Genomic DNA, 20,657 nt, shown 5'->3' on the forward strand with positions numbered 1-20,657 from the left:
CTTCAAACCTGATCCCGAGCGTCCGGCTTCTTCTCAAGCGAAGGTCTTGGCGAAGGCGTCGATCTCGGCCTTCAGCTTGGCGCGCAGATCGTCCGACAGCGCCTTTTCCTTGCGGATGCCGTCCAGCACGTCCTTGCCGGCCGAGCGCATATGGCTGAGCAGGCCGTGCTCGAACTTGCCGACCTGGTTCAGCGCCAGCTTGTCGAGATAGCCGTTGACGCCGGCGAAGATCACCGTGACCTGCTCCTCGACCTTGAGCGGCGAGAACTGCGGCTGCTTCAACAGTTCGGTCAGGCGCGAGCCGCGGTTGAGCAGGCGCTGCGTGGCGGCGTCGAGATCGGAGCCGAACTGCGCGAACGCAGCCATTTCGCGGTACTGCGCCAGCTCTCCCTTGATCGAGCCGGCGACCTGCTTCATTGCCTTGATCTGCGCCGACGAACCGACGCGCGACACCGACAGGCCGACGTTGACCGCCGGACGGATGCCCTGGAAGAACAGGTTGGTTTCGAGGAAGATCTGGCCGTCGGTGATCGAGATCACGTTGGTCGGGATGTAGGCCGACACGTCGTTGGCCTGCGTCTCGATGATCGGCAGCGCGGTCAGCGAACCGCCACCCAGATCGTCGTTGAGCTTGGCGGCGCGCTCGAGCAGGCGCGAATGCAGGTAGAACACGTCGCCCGGATAGGCTTCGCGACCCGGCGGGCGGCGCAGCAAGAGCGACATCTGGCGATAGGCGACGGCCTGCTTCGACAGATCGTCATAGCTGATCAGCGCATGCATGCCGTTGTCCCGGAAATATTCGCCCATGGTGGCGCCGGTGAACGGCGCCAGGAACTGCATCGGCGCCGGATCGGAAGCGGTGGCGGCGACGATGATCGAATATTCAAGCGCGCCGCGCTCTTCGAGAACCTTCACGAACTGCGCGACCGTCGAGCGCTTCTGCCCGATGGCGACGTAGACGCAGTAGAGCTTTTCCTTTTCCGGTCCGTTGTCGTGCACGGCCTTCTGGTTGAGCATCGTGTCGAGGATGATCGCGGTTTTGCCGGTCTGGCGATCGCCGATGACCAGCTCGCGCTGGCCGCGGCCAACGGGGATCAGCGCATCGATGGCCTTGAGGCCGGTCGACATCGGCTCGTTGACCGACTTGCGCGGGATGATGCCTGGCGCCTTGACGTCCACGCGCTTGCGTTCGGTCGCCTTGATCGGGCCCTTGCCGTCGATCGGATTGCCGAGCGCGTCGACGACGCGGCCGAGCAGGCCCATGCCGACAGGCGTATCGACGATGGCGCCGGTGCGCTTGACGATGTCGCCTTCCTTGATGTCGCGGTCGGCGCCGAAGATGACGACGCCGACATTGTCGGCTTCGAGGTTGAGCGCCATGCCGCGGATGCCGCCGGGGAACTCGACCATTTCGCCGGCCTGGACATTGTCGAGGCCGTAGACGCGAGCGATACCGTCACCGACGGACAGCACCTGGCCGACTTCGGAGACCTCGGCCTCCTTGCCGAAATTCTTGATCTGATCTTTGAGAATTGCGGAAATTTCCGCGGCGCGGATGTCCATCAGCCGACCTCTTTCAGTGCAAGCTTGAGCGAATTGAGTTTGGTTTTGAGCGACGTATCGATCTGGCGCGAGCCCATCTTGACCACCAGCCCGCCGAGCAGCGACGGATCGACGGTAACAGTGATGGCCACGTCCTTGCCGGCGACGCTTTTCAGCGCGGCCTTGAGTTCCGTCTGCTGGGCAGACGTCAGTTCATGCGCCGAAGTGACCTCGGCTGATGTCTCACCGCGCTGTTCGGCAGAGATCCGGCGAAATGCCTTGATCATGCCGGGCACCGCGAAGAGCCGGCGGTTGCGGGCGACGACGCGCAGGAAATTGCCGGTCAGGCCGGTGATGCCGGCCTTGTCGGCGATCGACGCGATTGCCTTGGCCTGGTCCTCGCTGGAGAACACCGGGCTGTTGATGAGGCGCGTCAGGTCGGCGCTGTCATCCAGCATCCTGGCGAAACTGTTGAGGTCGGCCTCGACCTTGGCCACCGAATTCGACTGCAGCGCAAGTTCGAACAGCGAACCCGCGTAGCGTTCTGCGACACCTGAGATTGGCGATGACGATTGAGCCACGGACCGTCTTTTCTCTTGTCTGAGGGGCCGCAGATTGTTGGCGCGAGCAAAAACTCTGGCTAAATCTTTGACCTTACTAAGTTTTTCCAAGCACGGAGGCGCGGCTTCCGCTATCCCCGGCCGAAAGTCGATTGCCGTCTAGCACAGGCATTTTAAGACCGCAATGCGTCGTCCCGCATGGTTTTCGGGCACTATTGTCGCATCCGGCGGCTGAGTTCAACCGAAGCCGTTGGATTCAAGGCATAAAGCCGAACGCGAAGGCAAGCGGCAGCCCGGCCAGCACCAGTTCCACGACGATGGAAACCCAGTTGAAAGGCGTATTGGCGCCGTCCGACATCATCGACAGCAGCCGGCCGAAGGCGGTAAACAGCCAGGAGAAGCCAAGCGCCATGTAGAGCAGCGGCTGCGCGAGCAAAATGCAGCACAGGCTGACGCCGAGATAGAAGCCCGACATGCGGCCCCGCCCTTCGGCGATCGCCGCTGCTTTTTCCGGCCGGACCTGTAGCCGCAGGATCCGGAAGGCGAGCCCCGGCGCAAGGAAAAAAAGCAATCCCAAAGCCAAGGTGACGACGGCGCTCGACCACGCCAGCCACTCGCCCTGGCTGGTTGGCCACGGAAACGCAAATTCCATCTTGTCCCCTCGATAAATGGCTGTCTGAAATCGCGGTCATTCTAGCGAAGGAAAGACCGCGCGCCAGATGGCGGCCGGCAGATTCGGGAGCATGATCCCGAACCGAAGGTCAGCGAAGCAAAAAGTGGTTTCCGGTTTTCGGAAAAGATCATGCCCCAATAAAGAGGCATATCAAGCGAGGGCGAATTCGACCGCTGCCTCGGCATGGATACGCGTGGTGTCGAACACCGGAATGTCGAAATCGCGCTCGCCGATCAGCATGGTGATCTCGGTGCAGCCCATGATGACGCCGTCGATTTTCTCATCGCGCCGCAGGTGGGCGACCTCATCGATATAGGCCGCCTTCGATGGCGCGCTGACGATGCCCTGGCAGAGCTCGTCATAGATCACGCTGTGCACCATGTCGCGCCCGGCCTGGTCCGGCACCACCGGCTCCAGCCCATATTTCTCCGTCAGCCGGCCCTTGTAAAAATCCTGCTCCATGGTGAAGCGCGTCGCCAGCAGCGCCGGCCGCTTGACGCCGGCGCCCTTCACCGCAACCGCCGTGGCATCGGCGATGTGGATAAGTGGAATGGACACCGCCGCCTGCACCTGATCGGCAAGCTTGTGCATGGTGTTGGTGCAAATCAGCAGCCCTTCGGCGCCGCCCGCCTCCAGCTTGCGCGCGGCATCCGCCAGAAGCTCGCCCGCACCGTCCCAGTCGCCATGATGCTGCCGCTCGGCGATCTCGGCGAAGTCGAAGGAATAGAGCAACAGCTTTGCCGAATGCAGCCCGCTCAGCCGCTCGCGCACGATCTCGTTGAGCAGGCGATAATAGATCGCCGTCGATTCCCAGCTCATGCCGCCGATGAGGCCAAGGGTTTTCATAGCGTCATTGCTCCGCTGAAAATTGCGCCATCAATCTTACAAAAAGCTCTGCGGATCGATGTCGACCTGCACGCGGACCGAGCCGCGCTGCTTCGGCCCTTCGGCCAGCATGGTGCGGATGAAGCCTTGGATGTCGGCGCGCTTTTCACCCTGGATCAGCAAACGGAAACGATGGCGCCCACCGAGCAGCGACAGCGGCGCCTCGGCCGGACCGAGCACGAACAGGTCGCTGGCCTGGGGTGCTGCACGGCGCAGGCCGCGCGCGTGGCCTTCGGCCTCGGCCCGCGTCACCGCACTGACGATGACGCCGGCAAGCCTGCCGAAGGGCGGCAGGGCTGCCCGTTCGCGCTCAGTGATCTCGCGTTCGTAAAAGGCCTCGGCATCGCCCGAGACGATCGCCCGCATCACCGGATGGTCCGGCTGGAAAGTCTGCAGCAGGCCGAGGCTCTTCTTGCCGGTGCGGCCGGCGCGGCCGGTCACCTGGCTGAGCAACTGGAAGGTGCGCTCAGCGGCGCGGGGATCGCCATTGGCGAGGCCGAGATCGGCATCGACGACACCGACCAGCGTCATGTTGGGAAAGTTATGGCCCTTGGCGACCAGCTGCGTGCCGATGACGATGTCGGCCTCGCCATTGGCAATGGCCTCGAGCTCCAGCCGCAGCCGGCGCACTCCACCCATCAAATCGGATGACAGGACGATCGTGCGCGCGTCGGGGAAATGCGCCACGACTTCTTCAGCTATCCGCTCGACGCCAGGCCCGCAGGCGACCAGATGGTCGAGCGTGCCGCATTCCGGGCAAGCCTCCGGCCGCTTCTCATTGTGCCCGCAATGATGGCAGACGAGTTGGCCGCGAAAGCGGTGCTCGACCAGCCAGGCCGAACAAACCGGGCAGCCGAAGCGGTGGCCGCAGACACGGCACAGCGTCAGCGGCGCATAGCCGCGCCGGTTGAGGAACAGCAGCGACTGCTCCTTCTTCTCCAGCGTACGTTGCATCTGGTCGATCAGCAGCGGCGACAGAAAGCCGCCGCGGGCCGGCGGCGCGCGCCGCATGTCGATCGTCTTGAGATCGGGAAGCGCGGCTTCGGCAAAGCGCGCCGACAGCACCGCCCTGCTGTAGCGGCCCTGCTGCGCATTGACCCGGCTTTCGACCGATGGCGTCGCCGACGCCAGCACCACCGGGAAGCCGCTGATATGGCCGCGCACCACCGCCATGTCGCGCGCATTGTAGAAGACGCGATCCTCCTGCTTGTAGGCGGGGTCGTGCTCCTCGTCGACGACGATCAGCCCGAGCTCGCGGAACGGCAGGAACAGCGCCGAACGCGCCCCGGCAACGACGCGCACGCCGCCTTCCGCCACCTGCCGCCAGACCTTTTCGCGCATTCGGGGCGGCAGGTCGGAATGCCATTCCGCCGGCTTGGCGCCGAAACGCTGCTGGAAGCGTTCGAGGAAGGTATGCGTCAGCGCGATCTCCGGCAGCAGGATCAACACCTGCCTGCCCTGGTCGAGGGCTGCCGCCACCGCCTCGAAATAAACTTCCGTCTTGCCTGAACCGGTGACGCCGTCGAGCAGCGTGACGTTGAAAGCAGCGGCCGCGACATTGGCGCGCAGCATGGCGGCCGCGTCTGCCTGGTCCGGCATCAGCTCCGGCATGGCGTAGGAGGGATCGGGCGCGGCGACCACCGGTCGAGGCGGGATCATCACCGTTTCGAACACGCCTTGCGCCTTGAGCCCCTCGACCACCGTCGACGACACGCCCGCCGCGTGCGCCAGGCCGGATCGCGTCCAGGCAAGCCCCCCTTCCGCCGTCTCCAGCACGCGCGTCCTGGCATCCGTCATCCGGTCGGGCATGACGAGGGTCCGCTGCAGGCCCTCGATCCATGGTTCGGGATCGAACGCCTCCGGCGCGCGCAACAGCATGCGCGCCACCATGCCGGGCGGCGACAGCGTGTACTGCGCCAGCCAGTCGACAAAGCGGCGCATGCCGCGGTCGATCGGCGGGCAGTCGAAGACCTGTTCGATCGGGCGCAGCTTTTTGGCGTCGATATTCTCGACCGCACCATCCCAGACGATGCCGGCAACCTGGCGCGGACCGAGCGGCACGCGCACGATCGAGCCCGGCACCACGCGCACGCCGGCAGGCACAGCGTAGGTGTAGGGCCGTTCGGCCGGCATCGGCACCAGCACCGGCGCGGCTGCGACAAAGGGCGAATCTTCGATCATCGGGCGTGACCTTGCCCCGACTTTGGTCTAGATCAAAGGGCAACCTCGAATGTGCATGGCATGCACATGGAAATCTTTCAGGAGACCCCCATGAAATTTTTTGTCGACACCGCTGACATCAAGGACATCAAGGAACTGAACGACCTGGGGCTGCTCGACGGCGTGACCACCAATCCCTCGCTGATCCTGAAATCCGGCGGCAAGATCGCCGAGGTCACCAAGCAGATCTGCGACATCGTCAGGGGCCCGGTTTCGGCCGAGGTTGTTGCGGTCGAATACAAGGACATGATGGCCGAGGCCAACATCCTGGCCAAGATCGCCGACAATGTCTGCATCAAGGTGCCGCTGACGCTCGACGGCCTGCGCGCCTGCAAGACGATCCGCACCGAGATGAACCGCATGGTCAATGTAACGCTGTGCTTCTCGGCCAACCAGGCGCTGCTGGCGGCCAAGGCCGGCGCCTCGTTCATCTCGCCCTTCGTCGGCCGCGTCGACGATACCGGCGCGGACGGCATGGAACTGATCCAGGAGATCCGGCAGATCTACGACAATTACGATTTCGACACCGAGATCCTCGTCGCTTCGGTTCGCACCGTGAACCACGTCAAGCAGGCAGCCCTGATCGGCGCCGATGTCGTTACCGCGCCGGCCGCGACGCTGAAGGCGCTGGTCAAGCACCCGTTGACCGACAAGGGCCTGGATCAGTTCGCTGCCGACTGGGCCAAGACCGGCCAGAAGATCGGCTGAGATCGGTTCGATACAAACGAAAGAAGGCCGGGAAACCGGCCTTTTTGTTGCGGACTGCTAAAAGTCTAGTTGGCAGCGCCAGGGAATGCTCAGGCCTTCTTGCCGTGCCTGACCAAGTCCTGGGCGACCGACAGGCTCACCATTTCAGCCAGTTCACGCGCGGCGCGGTTCTCGGCGTCGAGCTGTGCCCGGTAGGAGGCGAACTCCTGCGTCGGCTTGTCGAAGGATGATGGGATCGACCGTTTGCCGGTTGCGATCACCACGCCGGTCCTGGCATCGGTCAGCACATAGTTTGCGGTCAGCGTCACCGTGCCTGCCGTCGGCTCGTCTTCGTCGGTCTGGATCTGCACCACCGCGGCCGATTCGACCAGTTCGGTGACGCCGAGATCGAGCATGTAGACCGGTGCCGTCGTTTCGCCGGCACCCTGGCCGAAGGCGAAGATCAGATTGTTGCGGACCTGCTGGGCATAGCGGGTCTTGACCGGCTTGACCGCGATCGAGGCAAGCTCCGCCGACGCGCTGACAGTCGAGCCTGCCGTCAGCGGCGCGCTCGAATAGAGCGGCCTGACCGTGCAGGCCGAAACCAGCGTCATCGAGGCCACCAGCCCGCAGAGCGCGGTGCGGCGCAGCACATGCGTCGTCTTTCCGAAGTCAAGCCCCGTCTTTTTGAAATCAGGCAACGACATTGACGATCCTCTGCGGCACGATGATCACCTTGCGGGGCGCCTTACCTTCCAGCGCTTTCTGCACGAAGTCGAGAGCCAGAACCGCTTTTTCGACCGCACCTTGGTCCGCGTCGCGGGCAATTGTCAAATCGCCGCGCTTCTTGCCGTTGACCTGAACCGGCAGCACGATCTCGTTGTCGACCACCAGCGCCGGGTCGTAGACCGGCCATGGCCGTTCGGCGACCAGATCGGTGCCGCCGAGCGTGTGCCAGCACTCTTCGGCCAGATGCGGCATGACCGGCGCGACCACATGCACAAGGATCTCCACCGCCTCGCGGCAGGCGCCTTTCAGCGCCGCATCGGCCTTGCCCTCGGCAACGTCGTTGAGCGGCGTGTTCAAGGCATTGGCAAGTTCGTAGATGCGGGCGATGGCCCGGTTGAAGCCGAGCTTCTCGATATCCTCGCCGATCGCTTTCAGGATCTTGTGCGCGGCCTTGGAAACGGCACCGGCCTCGCCATCCTGCGCCGCCTGTGGCTTGACGCCATCGAGCGTCTCGGCGGCGATCGACACCAGGCGCCAGACACGCTGGATGAAACGGTGCGCGCCGGCGGCGCCATCGTCGGTCCATTCCACGTCGCGTTCGGGCGGCGAATCCGACAGCATGAACCAGCGCGCGGTGTCGGCGCCGTAGCCGTCGGTGATGTCTTCCGGGCTCACCGTGTTCTTCTTCGACTTCGACATCTTTTCGAGCGAGCCGATCGCCGCCTCTTCGCCGGTGGCGATCTCGATGGCGCGGCGCTTGCCGCCGACATCCTCGATCTTGACCTCAGCCGGTGACAGCCAGCGGCCATTGTTCGACGCACCGCCGACGCGGTAGGTCTCATGCACCACCATGCCTTGCGTGAACAGGCCCTTGAATGGCTCGGCCAGGTCGAGATGCCCGGTCGCGCGCATGGCGCGGGTGAAGAAGCGCGAATAGAGCAGATGGAGGATCGCGTGCTCGATGCCGCCAATATACTGGTCGACGGCCAGCCAGTCATCGGCAGCCTTGGGCTCCGTCGGCTCATTGGCCCAGGGCGCGGTGAAGCGCGCGAAATACCAGGACGAATCGACGAACGTGTCCATCGTGTCGGTCTCGCGGCGCGCATCCTTGCCGCATTGCGGGCACTTCACATGCCGCCAGGTCGGGTGGCGGTCGAGCGGATTGCCGGGACGGTCGAACTCGATGTCGTCGGGCAGCTTGACCGGCAGGTCGGCCTTCGGCACCGGCACGACGCCGCAATCCTCGCAATGGATCATCGGGATCGGGCAGCCCCAGTAGCGCTGACGCGAAATGCCCCAGTCGCGCAAGCGGAAGTTCACCTTGCGCTCCGCCATTGGCCGGCCGCCGATGGTCTTCTGCTCCAGGAGCTTTGCCACCTCGTCGAACGCCTGCTCCGGCTTCAGGCCGTCGAGGAAACGCGAATTGATCATCACGCCGTCATCGACATAGGCCTCTTCCGTGACCTGGAAGGTCTTGGCGTCGGCATCTTCCGACATCACCACCGGGATCACCGGCAGGCCGTATCTGTTGGCGAAATCGAGGTCGCGCTGGTCGCCCGACGGGCAGCCGAATATGGCGCCGGTGCCGTATTCCATCAGCACGAAATTGGCGACATAGACCGGCAGCGTCCACGAGTCGTCGAACGGATGAACGACGCGGATGCCGGTGTCGAAGCCCTTTTTCTCCGCCGTCTCAAGCGCGGCCACCGAGGTGCCCATATGTCTGATTTCGTCAATGAACTTGGCCAGTTCGACATTGGTCTCGGCGGCCTTCCTGGCCAGCGGATGGTCGGCGGCGACAGCCATGAAGGAGGCGCCGAAAATGGTGTCGGGCCTGGTCGTGTAGACTTCCAGCTCGTGCGTGTCCCCAACCGGAGCAGCCAGCGGCCAGCGGACCAGCAGCCCTTCCGAGCGGCCGATCCAGTTCTGCTGCATCAGCTTGACCTTTTCCGGCCATTCGCCGAGGCCGTCCAGCGAGTCCAGCAGGTCCTGCGCAAAATCGGTGATCTTGAAGAACCACTGCGTCAGCTCACGCTGTTCGACCAGCGCGCCCGAGCGCCAGCCGCGCCCGTCGATGACCTGCTCGTTGGCGAGCACCGTCATGTCCTCCGGGTCCCAATTGACCTTGGAGGATTTGCGCGTCACCAGCCCTTTCTCGACGAAATCGAGAAACAGCATCTGCTGGCGGTGGTAATAGTCGACGTCGCAGGTGGCGAACTCACGCGTCCAGTCCAGCGACAGGCCCATCATCTTGAGCTGTTCGCGCATGGCGGCGATGTTGGCGTAGGTCCATTCCTTGGGATGGACCTTGTTCTGCATCGCCGCATTTTCGGCCGGCATGCCGAAAGCGTCCCAGCCCATAGGGTGCAGCACGTTGAAACCCTTGGCCCGCTTGTAGCGCGCCACCACGTCGCCCATCGTGTAGTTGCGGGTGTGGCCGATATGGATCTTCCCCGAGGGATAGGGGAACATCTCCAGCACGTAGTATTTCGGCTTCGGGTCGTCGTTCTGCGCTTCGAACAGCTTCTTTTCGGCCCAGGCCTTCTGCCATTTGGGCTCTGACGCGCGCGGATTGTATCGTTCGGTTGCCATCGGATGATTTTCACTTAAAAGCAGGCGCAGACCGCCGGACAAGGCCCGGTGGCCAAGGTAAATGTCGTGGCGGTGTTCACCATGGATTGCCGGACCCGTCAACTGCGGTGAGCCGGCGAGGGCTAGAAAGACAGGCAGGATATAGGCATGGCGAGCGCCGTCGAACAGTTTTTCGCCGTCAGGACGAGGATCGCTGCCGCCGAGCGCGAGGCCGGCCGCGACGCCGGCTCCGTGACGCTGGTTGCTGTGTCGAAGACTTTTGAGGCCGACGCCATCCGCCCGGTCATCGAGGCCGGCCAGCGCGTCTTTGGCGAAAACCGGGTGCAGGAGGCGCAAGGCAAATGGCCGGCGCTGAAAACTGAATTCCCCGACATCGAGCTGCATCTGATCGGCCCGCTGCAGTCGAACAAGGCGAAGGAAGCCGTCGCGCTCGCCGACGTCATCGAGACCGTCGACCGCGAGAAGATCGCCGCCGAACTCGCCAAGGAGATCGCTAGGCAAGGCCGTGCACCAAAACTCTATGTCCAGGTCAATACCGGCTCGGAGCCGCAAAAGGCCGGCATCGAGCCGCGCGACGCCGTTGCCTTCGTTGCCCGCTGCCGCGATGTCCACGGCCTCGCCATCGAAGGCCTGATGTGCATCCCGCCGGCGGACGAGAATCCCGGCCCGCATTTCGCCCTGCTGGAAAAGCTCGGCAAGGAGGCCGGCGTCGCCAAACTGTCGATGGGCATGTCCGGCGACTACGAGACCGCGATCGCCTTCGGCGCCACCAGCGTCCGGGTCGGCTCGGCGATTTTTGGGAGCCGGTAGTCGTCGGCTTCGCGAGACACCTGTCGATCCCCGATTTTTCGAGCTAATGTATCGAGCACATCCGGCCGAGTTAGCGAGGACTATTCTTCTTGGACTGGCACCTCAGGGACGCACGAAACAATCTTTCGAAGCTTGTGCGACAGGCGCGCGAAGAAGGGCCGCAAACCATCACCTTGCGCGGAAAGCCAGCTGCCGTCGTGTTGTCTCCTGATGACTATGACCAACTGATCGGCGCAAAGCCTTCGCTTGCGGAATATCTCCTCTCCGGTCCCGCATGGGACGACGATTTCGTCGAGGAGGTCAACCGCCGCTCAGAGACGATGATCCGACCCGTGGAATTCTGATAGATTTTCGACACAAACATCGCCTCGCGCATCTCGCCACGGTTGACGAGTTCTATGGGGCCAGATGCATCCGGTCGATTACGCCACCACTGGAAACGAAACGTACCGTTCCTATTTGCTTTGCGTAATCACCAAATCTTCTGGAGCTGCCACCATGCGCTACAATCAACTCGGAAATACGGGGATGTTCGTCTCCGAACTCTGCCTCGGCACAATGACCTTCGGCGCCGCCGGCGAGAATGCCCAATGGGGTCTGATCGCCAGCCTCGACCAGAAGGGCGTCAACGACATCGTTGGCCGTTCGATCGCCGCCGGCGTCAATTTCTTCGACACCGCCGACGTCTACTCCTTCGGCCAGTCCGAGCGCCTGCTCGGCCAGTCGCTCAGGGATCTCGGCGTCAAGCGCTCGGACGTCGTCATTGCCACCAAGGTGCATGGCGCCATGGGCCAGGGCCCGAACGAGCGCGGCTCTTCGCGAGGCCACATCATGGATTCGGTCGAGGGCAGCCTGGAGCGGCTGCAGCTCGACCATATCGACCTCTATCAGTTGCACGGCACCGATACGGTGACGCCGATCGACGAGACGCTACGGGCACTTGATGACCTGGTTGCCAGCGGCAAGGTTCGCTATGTCGGCGTCTCCAACTGGCAGGCATGGCGCATCGCCAAGGCTCTGGGCATTGCCGAGCGCAAGGGGTTCTCCCGCTTCGAGACCATCCAGTCCTATTACTCGATCGCCGGCCGCGATCTCGAGCGTGAGATCGTGCCGCTCATCAACGAGGAGAAGCTCGGCTTGATGGTGTGGTCGCCGATGGCCGGCGGCCTGCTGTCGGGCAAATACGGTCCCGGCGCGCCCGGCAATGGCGAGGGCCGCCGCGCCGCCTTCAACTTCCCGCCGGTCGATGAGGACCGCGCCTGGGCAGCCGTCGCCGTCATGCGCGACATCGCCAAAAAGCACGATGTCAGCGTCGCTACGGTCGCGCTCGGTTATGTCCTGGCCAAACCTTTCGTCATGAGCGTCATCATCGGCGCCAGCCGCATGGAGCAGCTCGAGCAGAACCTAGCCGCGGCCGAGGTGAAGCTCGACGCCGACGATCTCGCCAAACTGGATGAGGTCAGCGCGCTGCCGGCCGAATATCCCGGCTGGATGCTGGAGCGTCAGGGCGCCGGTCGCCGCCCGGCGCCGTTCACCCCGAAGAAATAGTCATCGCTGTCGCCTGATGCTTGGGGGGTCATCTGGCTCCCCAACGTCTTTTCAGCTCATCCGCACGCTCTCGACCAGAAAGTCGAGAAACGCCCGCACCCGTGCGGGCAAATGCCGGCCCTGGCCGACATAGACGGCGTGGGTAGGCTCCTCGTCGCCCGGATTGAAATCCTCCAGCAGCGCCGTCAGCCGCCCCGCCGCGATGTCATCGGCCACATGCCAGTGTGCCAGCCGGGCGATGCCGGCGCCGCCGACCGCCATCAACCGCATCGACTCGCCATCGCCGACCAGCGTGTTTCCGGTGATCGGCACCATGACGGCGTTCCCGGTTGCATCGACAAACGACCAGCCATCGACATGCCGGACAAAGCCGAAAGCCATGCGATTGTGCCGGTCGAGATCTGCTGGAACCAGCGGCGTGCCATGCGTCTTGAGATAGGACGGTGCGGCAACGACTGTCATCCGGCTTTGCCCGAGCTTGCGCGCCACCAGCCGCGACTCGCCGAGCGGCCCGGCGCGGATGGCGACGTCGGCACGCTCAGCCATCAAATCGATGACGCTGTCGGTCAGCACCAGATCGACCGAAATCCCGGGGTAGCGTTCGAGGAAATCAGGCAGCAGCGGGATCAGCCGATGCACCCCGAAGGGCACATAGGAGTTGACGCGCAGCCGTCCGCGCGGCGCGGCACCCACGGCCGCCTCGCGCTCGGCCGCCGCCATATCGGCCAGGATGCGCACCCCGCTGTCATAGAACGCCGTCCCTTCCGGCGTCAGCTGCAGCTTGCGCGTCGAGCGCGTGACCAGCCGCGCGCCGAGCCTTGCCTCCAGTCGCGCGATCAGCTTGCTCACCGCCGACGGTGTCATACGCAGCGAACGAGCCGCAGCCGAGAAACTGCCCGCCTCGACGACGCGGACGAACACTTCGATCTCGCCGGAACGGTTGATATCGGGTCTGGCCATTTGTGAATCTATTTCACAGGAAATATGCCCAAGGCAAGTCTGGTTCACAAGGCATGGCAACACGATCTCTGCGGTCGGGGCGCGGGTCTGGTCGCGTTCATCGAGTTCGAACTGGAAACCGCCATGCCTCTTGCTCTCTACGCCCTCGCTGCCGGCGCCTTCGGCATCGGTGTCACCGAATTCGTCATCATGGGGCTGCTGATCGATGTCAGCAAAGATCTCGGAGTCTCGATCTCGGCCGCCGGCCAGTTGATTTCGGGCTACGCGTTGGGCGTCGTCATCGGCGCGCCGCTTTTGACCATCGCCACCGGCAACTGGCCCCGCAAGACCGTCCTTCTGGCCCTTATGGCGATCTTCACGCTCGGCAACCTCGCCTGTGCGATCGCCCCCGACTACTGGACGCTGATGGGCGCCCGCATCATCACCGCCTTTGCCCATGGCACTTTCTTTGGCGTCGGCTCGGTGGTCGCCACCGGCCTGGTCGCGCCCAACAAGAAAGCCTCGGCGATCGCGCTGATGTTCACCGGCCTGACTATCGCCAACATCCTCGGCGTGCCCTTCGGCACTTGGCTCGGCCAGACCTTCGGCTGGCGCGCCACCTTCTGGGCCGTAACCCTGGTCGGCTTGGCAGCCTTTGCCGTCATCCTGCTTCTGGTGCCGCGCAGCAAGGAAGCGCCCGAGAAGACCAATCTGCGCGCCGACCTCGCAGTGCTGCGCCGCACGCCGGTGCTGCTCGGCCTCGCCACCACCGTGCTCGGCTATGCCGGCGTCTTCGCCGTCTTCACCTACATCGCCCCGCTGCTCACCGAGATCACCGGTTTTGGGGAAGCCGCCGTGTCGCCGATCCTGCTCGTCTTCGGTGGCGGTCTTATCGCCGGCAATCTGCTTGGCGGCAAGGTCGCCGACCGCTGGCTGGTGCCGGCGGTGCTCGGCAGCCTCGTGGTGCTGGCGTTGGTGCTGGCCACAATGACCTTCGCCGTCCACAGCCAAATCCTGGCCGTCATCTATGTCGGCCTGCTTGGTGCCGCCGCCTTCGCCACCGTGGCGCCGCTGCAGATGTGGGTGCTGGAAAAGGCGCAAGGCGCGGGCCAGAGCCTCGCCTCGTCCTTCAACATCGCCGCCTTCAACCTCGGCAATGCCGCCGGCGCTTGGCTTGGCGGCGCGGTGATTGCCCATGACCTCGGCCTCGGCTCACTAACCTGGATCGCCGCTTTGCTGCCGGTCGCGGCTCTTGGCGTCGCTGCCCTGGCGCTGCGCCTCGATCGCGCCCCCACAATCGGGGTGCCGGTCTGCGCCCAGTCATGAGCATCACGCGCAATCCTTCTTCGACATCATCAAGGAGCATAAAATGGATTATCGACGTCTCGGCGCATCGGGCCTGAAAGTGCCCGCACTCTCTTTCGGCGCCGGCACTTTCGGCGGCTCCGGGCCGCTGTTCGGGGCCTGGGGCAACAGCGATGCCAAGGAAGCGCGGCGGCTGATCGACATCTGCCTCGAGGCCGGCGTCAATCTGTTCGACACCGCCGATGTCTATTCGAACGGCGCCTCCGAGGAAGTGCTTGGCGAAGCCATCAAAGGCCGCCGCGACGCGGTGCTGATCTCGACCAAGACTTCGCTGCCGATGGGCGACAGACCGGCCGACTACGGCTCGTCGCGCTCGCGGCTGATCAAAGCCGTCGACGCCGCCCTGAAGCGCATGGGCACCGATTACATCGACCTGTTGCAGCTGCACGCCTTCGATGCCGGCACGCCGATCGAGGAGGTGTTGTCGACGCTGGACGACCTCGTGCGCGCCGGCAAGCTGCGCTATGTCGGCGTCTCCAACTTCTCCGGCTGGCAGGTGATGAAATCGCTGGCGGAAGCTGACAAGCATGCTTATCCGCGCTACGCCGCGCATCAGGTCTACTACTCGCTGGTCGGTCGCGACTATGAATGGGAGCTGATGCCGCTCGGTATCGACCAGGGCATCGGCGCGCTGGTGTGGAGCCCGCTCGGCTGGGGCCGCCTGACCGGCAAGATCCGCCGCGGCCAGCCCCTGCCGGAAAAGAGCCGGCTGCACGACACCGCCGATTTCGGCCCGCCGGTCGCGGACCAACATCTCTACCGGGTCATGGATGCGCTTGATGCGATGGCTGAAGAGACCGGCAAGACCGTGCCGCAGATCGCCATCAACTGGCTGTTGCGGCGCCCGACCGTGTCCTCGGTCATCATCGGCGCCCGCAACGAGGAACAGCTGCGCCAGAACCTCGGCGCCGTCGGCTGGGCATTGACGCCGGAGCAGGTCAAAAAGCTCGACGCCGCAAGCGAAGTGACCGCGCCCTACCCGTACTTCCCTTATCGCCGCCAGGAAGGTTTCGCCCGACTGAACCCGCCTGCGGTGTGATCGCACGACGCTGCCAAATCTCCCCCCTCGAGGGGGAGATGTCGCCGAAGGCGACAGAGGGGGTCGCCGCGCGTGGAGCGCTAGCCCCCATCTGCCGCAGGAGGGTCGCGTCCGGTCGAACCGACCCCCTCTGGCCGCTTTGCGGCCATCTCCCCCTCAAGGGGGGAGATCAAGCGCGCCGCTCAGTGCAGCACGAACTCCCCATCCACCTTCCGCCATTCGTTCGGCGCGATCAGCTTCTGGTGCGTGTAGCTGATCGAATGCAGCGGCCCGTCGAGCCTGGCCTTCCAGAACTCGATGAACTTGATCAGCACCGGAAACTTCGGCGCCAGATCGTAATCCTGCCAGATGAAGCTCTGCAGCAGATGCGGGTGGTCGGGAAAATGGTACAGAATCTTGGCCGTGGTCAGGCCATACCCCTTGAGCATCAGGTCCATTTCGGAATGATCGCGCATGACAGCCCCTTGGCCTAGTTGATTCTCCATTCCTCCCAACACCGAATTGTGCGCGCCGTTCCTTAACTGTCTATGATTTTCCTGATCCCAGTCGGGTTTTATGCACGAAAACATGCAGTTAGCAGCGACCGCTGCCGAGTGCTGATACAACCGAAACGGGAGCTGCGGCATCGCGCCACGCGAATCCAACGTCTAATGTTGCCGTCAGCGCGGAACTGTTAATAATGCCGCCGAATTCGCGGCTGCGTCGCCGTGATCCTGGCTGTGGTCAAGCCGGCGGGGTGGTTTGGGAGGAAAGTGAAGACATGTCCGAGGTGAAGATCCACCGCGTCCAGCCGGCGTGGAAGAAGAATGCGCTGATCGACAACGACACCTACCTCAAATGGTATGCCGACAGCGTGAAGAATCCGGACAAGTTCTGGGGCAAGCACGGCAAGCGCATCGACTGGTTCAAGCCGTTCAGCAAGGTCAAGAACACCTCCTTCGAGGGCAAGGTCTCGATCAAATGGTTCGAGGACGGCGAAACCAACGTCTCCTACAACTGCATCGACCGCCATTTGAAGAAGCGCGGCAACCAGACAGCCATCATCTGGGAAGGCGACAATCCCTACGACGACAAGAAGATCACCTATAACGAGCTCTACGAGCATGTCTGCCGGCTCGCCAATGTGATGAAGAAGCACGGCGTCAGGAAGGGCGACCGCGTCACCATCTACATGCCGATGATCCCGGAAGCGGCCTACGCGATGCTGGCTTGCACCCGCATCGGCGCCATCCACTCGATCGTCTTCGGCGGCTTTTCACCGGACGCGCTGGCCGGCCGCATCGATGACTGCAAGTCGACCTTCGTCATCACCGCCGACGAAGGCCTGCGCGGCGGCAAGCCGATCCCGCTGAAGGAAAACACCGACAGAGCGATCGAAATCGCCGCCAAGGCCGGCACCAAGGTCGATAAGGTGGTCGTCGTTCGTCGCACCGGCGGCAAGACCGGCTGGGTCCAGGGACGCGACATCTGGTACCATGACGAGATCGCCACGGTGAAAGGCGACTGCAAGCCGGAGAAGATGAAGGCCGAGGATCCGCTGTTCATCCTCTATACCTCAGGCTCGACCGGCAAGCCGAAGGGAGTGCTGCACACCACCGCCGGCTATCTCGTCTATGTCGCGATGACCCACCAATATGTCTTCGACTACCATGATGGCGATATCTACTGGTGCACCGCCGATGTCGGTTGGGTCACCGGCCACAGCTATATCGTCTATGGCCCGCTCGCCAACGGCGCCACCACGCTGATGTTCGAGGGCGTGCCGAACTACCCCTCGCAGTCGCGCTTCTGGGAAGTCATCGACAAGCACAAGGTCAACATCTTCTACACCGCGCCGACGGCGCTGCGCGCGCTGATGGGCGCCGGCGACGAACCGGTGAAGAAGACCTCGCGCAAGTCGCTGCGCGTGCTGGGCTCGGTCGGCGAACCGATCAATCCGGAAGCCTGGGAGTGGTATTTCAACATCGTCGGCAACGGCAAGGTGCCGATCGTCGACACCTGGTGGCAGACCGAGACCGGCGGCATCCTGATCACGCCGCTGCCCGGCGCCACCGACCTCAAGGCTGGTTCGGCGACGCGGCCCTTCTTCGGCATCAGGCCGCAGCTGGTCGACGGCGAAGGTAGGGTGCTGGAAGGGGCGGCCGACGGCAATCTCTGCATCGCCGATTCCTGGCCCGGCCAGATGCGCACGGTCTATGGCGATCATGACCGCTTCGTGCAGACCTATTTCTCCACCTACAAGGGCAAATACTTCACCGGTGACGGCTGTCGCCGCGACGCCGACGGCTATTACTGGATCACCGGCCGCGTCGACGACGTCATCAACGTTTCCGGCCACCGCATGGGAACGGCCGAGGTCGAATCGGCGCTCGTCAGCCATGAGAAGGTGTCGGAAGCAGCTGTCGTCGGCTATCCCCACGACATCAAGGGCCAGGGCATCTACAGCTACGTTACCTTGATGAAAGGCGTGGAGCCGAGCGAGGAACTGCGCAAGGAGCTCGTGGCCCATGTCCGCAAGGAGATCGGCGCCATCGCCTCGCCCGACAAGCTGCAATTCGCGCCCGGACTGCCGAAAACCCGCTCCGGCAAGATCATGCGCCGTATCCTGCGCAAGATCGCCGAGGACGATTTTTCCGCGCTCGGCGATACCTCGACACTGGCCGATCCGGCCGTGGTCGATGATCTGATCGCCAACCGCCAGAACAAGAAGGGCTGAGGGGACTTGATGGCTGCACTGGGCGCAGTCACGGAGCTCTGGCGTTACCCCGCTAGTTCGCTTGCCGGCGAACGCCAGGACGCCATTTCGGTCGGCCTTGAAACCATCGACGGCGACCGGCTGTTCGGCCTTGTCGATGTCTCGGATAATGAGATCGCGCGGCCCGACCGCGACGCCAAGTGGCACAAGGTGCCGCGCATCCGCACCCGGCTGAGCAAGGACCGCAAGCTGGAGATCGCCGTTCCCGACGGCGACTGGCTGGTAGCGCCGGGCGCTGAATGCGACAGCGCCGTCTCGACCTATCTCGGCTTCGCCGCCTCGATCCGGCCGTTCAGCCAGGACAACGCCCCCGGCTACACCGGCCCGCTCACCGCGGCGCGCTACCGCAAAGCGCCGATCCATCTCTTGACCACCGCATCGCTGGCGCGGCTAAAGGCGCTGCACCCCGAAGGCATTCCCGATCCGCGCCGCTTCCGCCCCAACATCGTCGTCGACATGGCGGCGGTCGAAGGCTCGTTTCCCGAGACCGAGTGGATTGGCCGCAAGCTTGCCATCGGCGACCTGCTGGTGACCGTCTCGGAGCCGTGCCGCCGCTGCGGCTTCACCATCATCAGCCAGGACGGCTTTGACCACGATCCCGGCATCCTGCGCAATCTGGTCCGCCACAACGCCCATAATCTCGGCGTCTATTGCACTGTGGACAGGCCTGCCCGTGTCGAGATCGGCGCGCCGATGCGGTTCGTGTAGGCCTCTACCGCGAGGCAGCGAATCGCAGACCTTGGAAAGCGTGGGGTTCGGCCCCGAATCCTATCCCTACCGATACAGATCCGCCCGTGTCGGCGGCAGCCCGCTCGGGCCGCGTGCGCGTTTGGTGACGACGGTCTGAAAAATCTGCGCCGAGGCGCGCTCGAAGGTGATCGAGCAGCCGGTGAGATAAAGCAGCCACAGCCGTGCCTTGGCCTCGCCGACTTCGGCGACCGCCTCGTCGAAGCGAGCCTGTAGCCGCTGGGCCCACAGCCGGCAGGTGCGCGCATAGTGCTCGCGCAGATTCTCGACGTCGTAGACCAGGAAGCCATGCGCCTCCAGATTGCCCAGCGTCATGCCGATCGTGTCGAGTTCCCCGCCGGGGAAAATGTATTTGAGCAGCGCCTTGAACTCCGGCCCCTTGCGCAAGGTTTTCTTCAAGTCGCCCTTGCTTCGCCTGGTGATGGCGTGGTGCAGATAGATGCCGCCGGGCTTCAGCAAGCGATGGATGGTCTTGAAATAGCTGGCGTGGTTGGCGAGGCCGAGATGCTCGAACATGCCGATCGAGGATATCTTGTCGAAGGAGCCTTTGAGTTCCGCATAGGATTTGATCTCGATGGTGATGCGGTCCTGCAGCCCTTCGGCGCGGATGCGCTCGCGGGCGAGATCGGTCTGCGCCTGCGACAGCGACACGCCATGGCCGACGACGCCGTAATTTTTGGCCGCATGGATCAGCATGGCGCCCCAGCCGCAGCCGATGTCGAGCAGCTTTTCGCCCGATTTCAGCCTGAGCTTGCGGCAGATATGGTCGAGCTTGTCGGCCTGCGCCTGGTCGATGCCATCGGCGAAATCCTTGAAGTAGCCGCAGCTGTAGACCATGCGCTCGTCGAGGAAGAGCCGGTAAAAGGCATTCGAAATGTCGTAGTGATGCTGGATCGCCTCCTGGCTCGACCCGCTGACATAGGGGTTGCGACCCGACAGATCGGTGCGTGCACTCATCTGCTTGCGTGACAGGAGCACCGCCGGCAAGTCGCGCAGGATCGCCAGCTTCGGCAGCGACTTGAGCTTGGTCCTGAGCTTGCCTTGCGACGGCAGTGCATAAAAATCGAAAATCGTCCCGTCTTCGATGTCTATCGTCTTGGAAATCCACATCTCGATCAGCGTCGACAACGATGGCCGCTTCACCACCTGCCAGACGATGTCCTGGTCGTTGATGGTGAGCACGGGCCCGGTGGCGGGACCGATCCGCTCGCCGGTCCACAGCTTGACCGCAAAACCCGGCTTCAGCGTTTCGATCACCGTTCGCACGATGCGCGCGGCCTTCTCGGCTGCCTCCATGGCCATCCTCCCGAGTCCTGACAATCCACCTTGCATGGATTTTGCCCGCCCGCGCGGCTCTTCGCAACCCGGCGCAAAAGGCGGCTCGCCAGCTATTTCAAACCGGCATCTTGTTTTTTGCTGCAACGCACCCCATCATCTGTACGTGTTCAACAAATCGAAAGGAGGTGATCCGATGTCGAGTGATTTCGTTTTCCAGAACGTGGCCTCAGCGGATTGCACTTTCGGGAAGCAGTCTTCCCGTTAAGGCGCGATAAGCGCGGCGGGTGA

At 63.6% G+C, this 20,657-nt stretch carries 18 protein-coding genes; 8 read left to right on the forward strand and 10 right to left on the reverse strand.

Going from position 1 to position 20,657, the window contains the following annotated elements:
• Positions 1–33 precede the first annotated feature (33 nt).
• From atpA to NKI96_RS27180, 5 genes are all read right to left on the reverse strand, one after another.
• A complete protein-coding gene (atpA, locus tag NKI96_RS27160; RefSeq protein ID WP_023684101.1) occupies positions 34–1,563 on the reverse strand; it encodes a F0F1 ATP synthase subunit alpha in 1,530 nt (509 codons plus the stop codon).
• Entirely contained in the window at positions 1,563–2,123 is a 561-nt protein-coding gene (locus NKI96_RS27165) for a F0F1 ATP synthase subunit delta (protein ID WP_352596753.1), read from the reverse strand. Before NKI96_RS27165 ends, atpA begins: the two co-directional genes overlap by 1 nt.
• 235 nt (positions 2,124–2,358) lie before the next feature.
• Positions 2,359–2,754: an AGROH133_08824 family phage infection protein gene (locus tag NKI96_RS27170; RefSeq protein ID WP_023822023.1), complete on the reverse strand. Its 396-nt coding sequence runs from the start codon at positions 2,752–2,754 to the stop codon at positions 2,359–2,361.
• Positions 2,755–2,925: 171 nt separating this feature from the next.
• Entirely contained in the window at positions 2,926–3,621 is a 696-nt protein-coding gene (locus NKI96_RS27175) for an aspartate/glutamate racemase family protein (protein ID WP_352807064.1), read from the reverse strand.
• 36 nt (positions 3,622–3,657) lie between these two features.
• Positions 3,658–5,841: a primosomal protein N' gene (locus NKI96_RS27180; RefSeq protein WP_023704948.1), complete on the reverse strand. Its 2,184-nt coding sequence runs from the start codon at positions 5,839–5,841 to the stop codon at positions 3,658–3,660.
• Between the two features lie 90 nt (positions 5,842–5,931).
• Here NKI96_RS27180 and fsa point away from each other — a divergent pair, with 90 nt between their 5' ends.
• Positions 5,932–6,588 carry a fructose-6-phosphate aldolase gene (gene fsa / locus NKI96_RS27185; RefSeq protein ID WP_023698236.1) on the forward strand — a complete coding sequence of 219 codons (657 nt, stop codon included), beginning with the start codon at positions 5,932–5,934 and terminating at the stop codon, positions 6,586–6,588.
• An 89-nt stretch (positions 6,589–6,677) separates the two neighbouring features.
• On the opposite strand, the gene NKI96_RS27190 is transcribed toward fsa, so the two are convergent.
• Entirely contained in the window at positions 6,678–7,274 is a 597-nt protein-coding gene (locus NKI96_RS27190; RefSeq protein ID WP_023698237.1) for an LPS assembly lipoprotein LptE, read from the reverse strand.
• A complete protein-coding gene (gene leuS, locus NKI96_RS27195) occupies positions 7,261–9,888 on the reverse strand; it encodes a leucine--tRNA ligase (protein ID WP_352807067.1) in 2,628 nt (875 codons plus the stop codon). The genes NKI96_RS27190 and leuS overlap by 14 nt, the downstream gene beginning before the upstream one ends.
• A gap of 147 nt (positions 9,889–10,035) precedes the next feature.
• Here leuS and NKI96_RS27200 point away from each other — a divergent pair, with 147 nt between their 5' ends.
• The 3 genes from NKI96_RS27200 to NKI96_RS27210 all read left to right on the forward strand — a co-directional run bounded on the left by NKI96_RS27200 (position 10,036) and on the right by NKI96_RS27210 (position 12,246).
• Positions 10,036–10,698 (forward strand): YggS family pyridoxal phosphate-dependent enzyme, encoded by a 663-nt coding sequence (locus tag NKI96_RS27200; RefSeq protein WP_023700210.1) that lies wholly within the window; start codon positions 10,036–10,038, stop codon positions 10,696–10,698.
• 89 nt (positions 10,699–10,787) lie between these two features.
• A complete protein-coding gene (locus NKI96_RS27205; RefSeq protein ID WP_023700209.1) occupies positions 10,788–11,042 on the forward strand; it encodes a type II toxin-antitoxin system Phd/YefM family antitoxin in 255 nt (84 codons plus the stop codon).
• 154 nt (positions 11,043–11,196) lie between these two features.
• Positions 11,197–12,246 carry an aldo/keto reductase gene (locus tag NKI96_RS27210; protein ID WP_023700208.1) on the forward strand — a complete coding sequence of 350 codons (1,050 nt, stop codon included), beginning with the start codon at positions 11,197–11,199 and terminating at the stop codon, positions 12,244–12,246.
• A gap of 51 nt (positions 12,247–12,297) precedes the next feature.
• Here the strand turns inward: NKI96_RS27210 and NKI96_RS27215 are convergent, their stop codons facing one another.
• A complete protein-coding gene (locus tag NKI96_RS27215; protein WP_023700207.1) occupies positions 12,298–13,206 on the reverse strand; it encodes a LysR family transcriptional regulator in 909 nt (302 codons plus the stop codon).
• A gap of 123 nt (positions 13,207–13,329) precedes the next feature.
• Between NKI96_RS27215 and NKI96_RS27220 the strand changes: the two genes are divergently transcribed.
• Together NKI96_RS27220 and NKI96_RS27225 are read left to right on the forward strand one after the other, a co-directional pair.
• Complete coding sequence (locus tag NKI96_RS27220) at positions 13,330–14,511, forward strand: MFS transporter (protein WP_286458483.1); 1,182 nt, start codon at positions 13,330–13,332, stop codon at positions 14,509–14,511.
• Between the two features lie 43 nt (positions 14,512–14,554).
• The gene (locus NKI96_RS27225; protein ID WP_023688867.1) at positions 14,555–15,589 is read left to right on the forward strand and encodes an aldo/keto reductase; all 1,035 of its coding nucleotides are present in this window, start codon (positions 14,555–14,557) and stop codon (positions 15,587–15,589) included.
• A 182-nt stretch (positions 15,590–15,771) separates the two neighbouring features.
• Here the strand turns inward: NKI96_RS27225 and NKI96_RS27230 are convergent, their stop codons facing one another.
• Positions 15,772–16,044 carry an usg protein gene (locus NKI96_RS27230; protein ID WP_023668649.1) on the reverse strand — a complete coding sequence of 91 codons (273 nt, stop codon included), beginning with the start codon at positions 16,042–16,044 and terminating at the stop codon, positions 15,772–15,774.
• 305 nt (positions 16,045–16,349) lie between these two features.
• On the opposite strand from NKI96_RS27230, the gene acs reads away from it, so the two are divergent.
• Positions 16,350–18,305 carry an acetate--CoA ligase gene (acs, locus tag NKI96_RS27235; protein ID WP_023688866.1) on the forward strand — a complete coding sequence of 652 codons (1,956 nt, stop codon included), beginning with the start codon at positions 16,350–16,352 and terminating at the stop codon, positions 18,303–18,305.
• Positions 18,306–18,314: 9 nt separating this feature from the next.
• Complete coding sequence (locus NKI96_RS27240; protein ID WP_023726118.1) at positions 18,315–19,052, forward strand: MOSC domain-containing protein; 738 nt, start codon at positions 18,315–18,317, stop codon at positions 19,050–19,052.
• A 66-nt stretch (positions 19,053–19,118) separates the two neighbouring features.
• Here the strand turns inward: NKI96_RS27240 and NKI96_RS27245 are convergent, their stop codons facing one another.
• Positions 19,119–20,387, reverse strand: a complete 1,269-nt coding sequence (locus tag NKI96_RS27245) for a class I SAM-dependent methyltransferase (protein ID WP_023752663.1) — start codon at positions 20,385–20,387, stop codon at positions 19,119–19,121.
• Positions 20,388–20,657: the final 270 nt, after the last annotated feature.

Origin of the sequence: Mesorhizobium sp. M0292, assembly GCF_040321695.1 — a bacterium.
Taxonomy (GTDB): domain Bacteria; phylum Pseudomonadota; class Alphaproteobacteria; order Rhizobiales; family Rhizobiaceae; genus Mesorhizobium.

Excerpts from the sequence above, each read along its gene's own strand:
- NKI96_RS27230 (WP_023668649.1), bottom strand. The coding sequence starts at position 16,044 with ATGCGCGATCATTCCGAAATGGACCTGATGCTCAAGGGGTATGGCCTG.
- fsa (WP_023698236.1), top strand. The coding sequence starts at position 5,932 with ATGAAATTTTTTGTCGACACCGCTGACATCAAGGACATCAAGGAACTG.
- NKI96_RS27220 (WP_286458483.1), top strand. The coding sequence starts at position 13,330 with ATGCCTCTTGCTCTCTACGCCCTCGCTGCCGGCGCCTTCGGCATCGGT.
- NKI96_RS27240 (WP_023726118.1), top strand. The coding sequence starts at position 18,315 with ATGGCTGCACTGGGCGCAGTCACGGAGCTCTGGCGTTACCCCGCTAGT.
- NKI96_RS27180 (WP_023704948.1), bottom strand. The coding sequence starts at position 5,841 with ATGATCGAAGATTCGCCCTTTGTCGCAGCCGCGCCGGTGCTGGTGCCG.
- atpA (WP_023684101.1), bottom strand. The coding sequence starts at position 1,563 with ATGGACATCCGCGCCGCGGAAATTTCCGCAATTCTCAAAGATCAGATC.
- NKI96_RS27215 (WP_023700207.1), bottom strand. The coding sequence starts at position 13,206 with ATGGCCAGACCCGATATCAACCGTTCCGGCGAGATCGAAGTGTTCGTC.
- NKI96_RS27190 (WP_023698237.1), bottom strand. The coding sequence starts at position 7,274 with ATGTCGTTGCCTGATTTCAAAAAGACGGGGCTTGACTTCGGAAAGACG.
- NKI96_RS27200 (WP_023700210.1), top strand. The coding sequence starts at position 10,036 with ATGGCGAGCGCCGTCGAACAGTTTTTCGCCGTCAGGACGAGGATCGCT.
- NKI96_RS27170 (WP_023822023.1), bottom strand. The coding sequence starts at position 2,754 with ATGGAATTTGCGTTTCCGTGGCCAACCAGCCAGGGCGAGTGGCTGGCG.
- leuS (WP_352807067.1), bottom strand. The coding sequence starts at position 9,888 with ATGGCAACCGAACGATACAATCCGCGCGCGTCAGAGCCCAAATGGCAG.
- NKI96_RS27210 (WP_023700208.1), top strand. The coding sequence starts at position 11,197 with ATGCGCTACAATCAACTCGGAAATACGGGGATGTTCGTCTCCGAACTC.
- NKI96_RS27245 (WP_023752663.1), bottom strand. The coding sequence starts at position 20,387 with ATGGAGGCAGCCGAGAAGGCCGCGCGCATCGTGCGAACGGTGATCGAA.
- NKI96_RS27225 (WP_023688867.1), top strand. The coding sequence starts at position 14,555 with ATGGATTATCGACGTCTCGGCGCATCGGGCCTGAAAGTGCCCGCACTC.
- acs (WP_023688866.1), top strand. The coding sequence starts at position 16,350 with ATGTCCGAGGTGAAGATCCACCGCGTCCAGCCGGCGTGGAAGAAGAAT.
- NKI96_RS27175 (WP_352807064.1), bottom strand. The coding sequence starts at position 3,621 with ATGAAAACCCTTGGCCTCATCGGCGGCATGAGCTGGGAATCGACGGCG.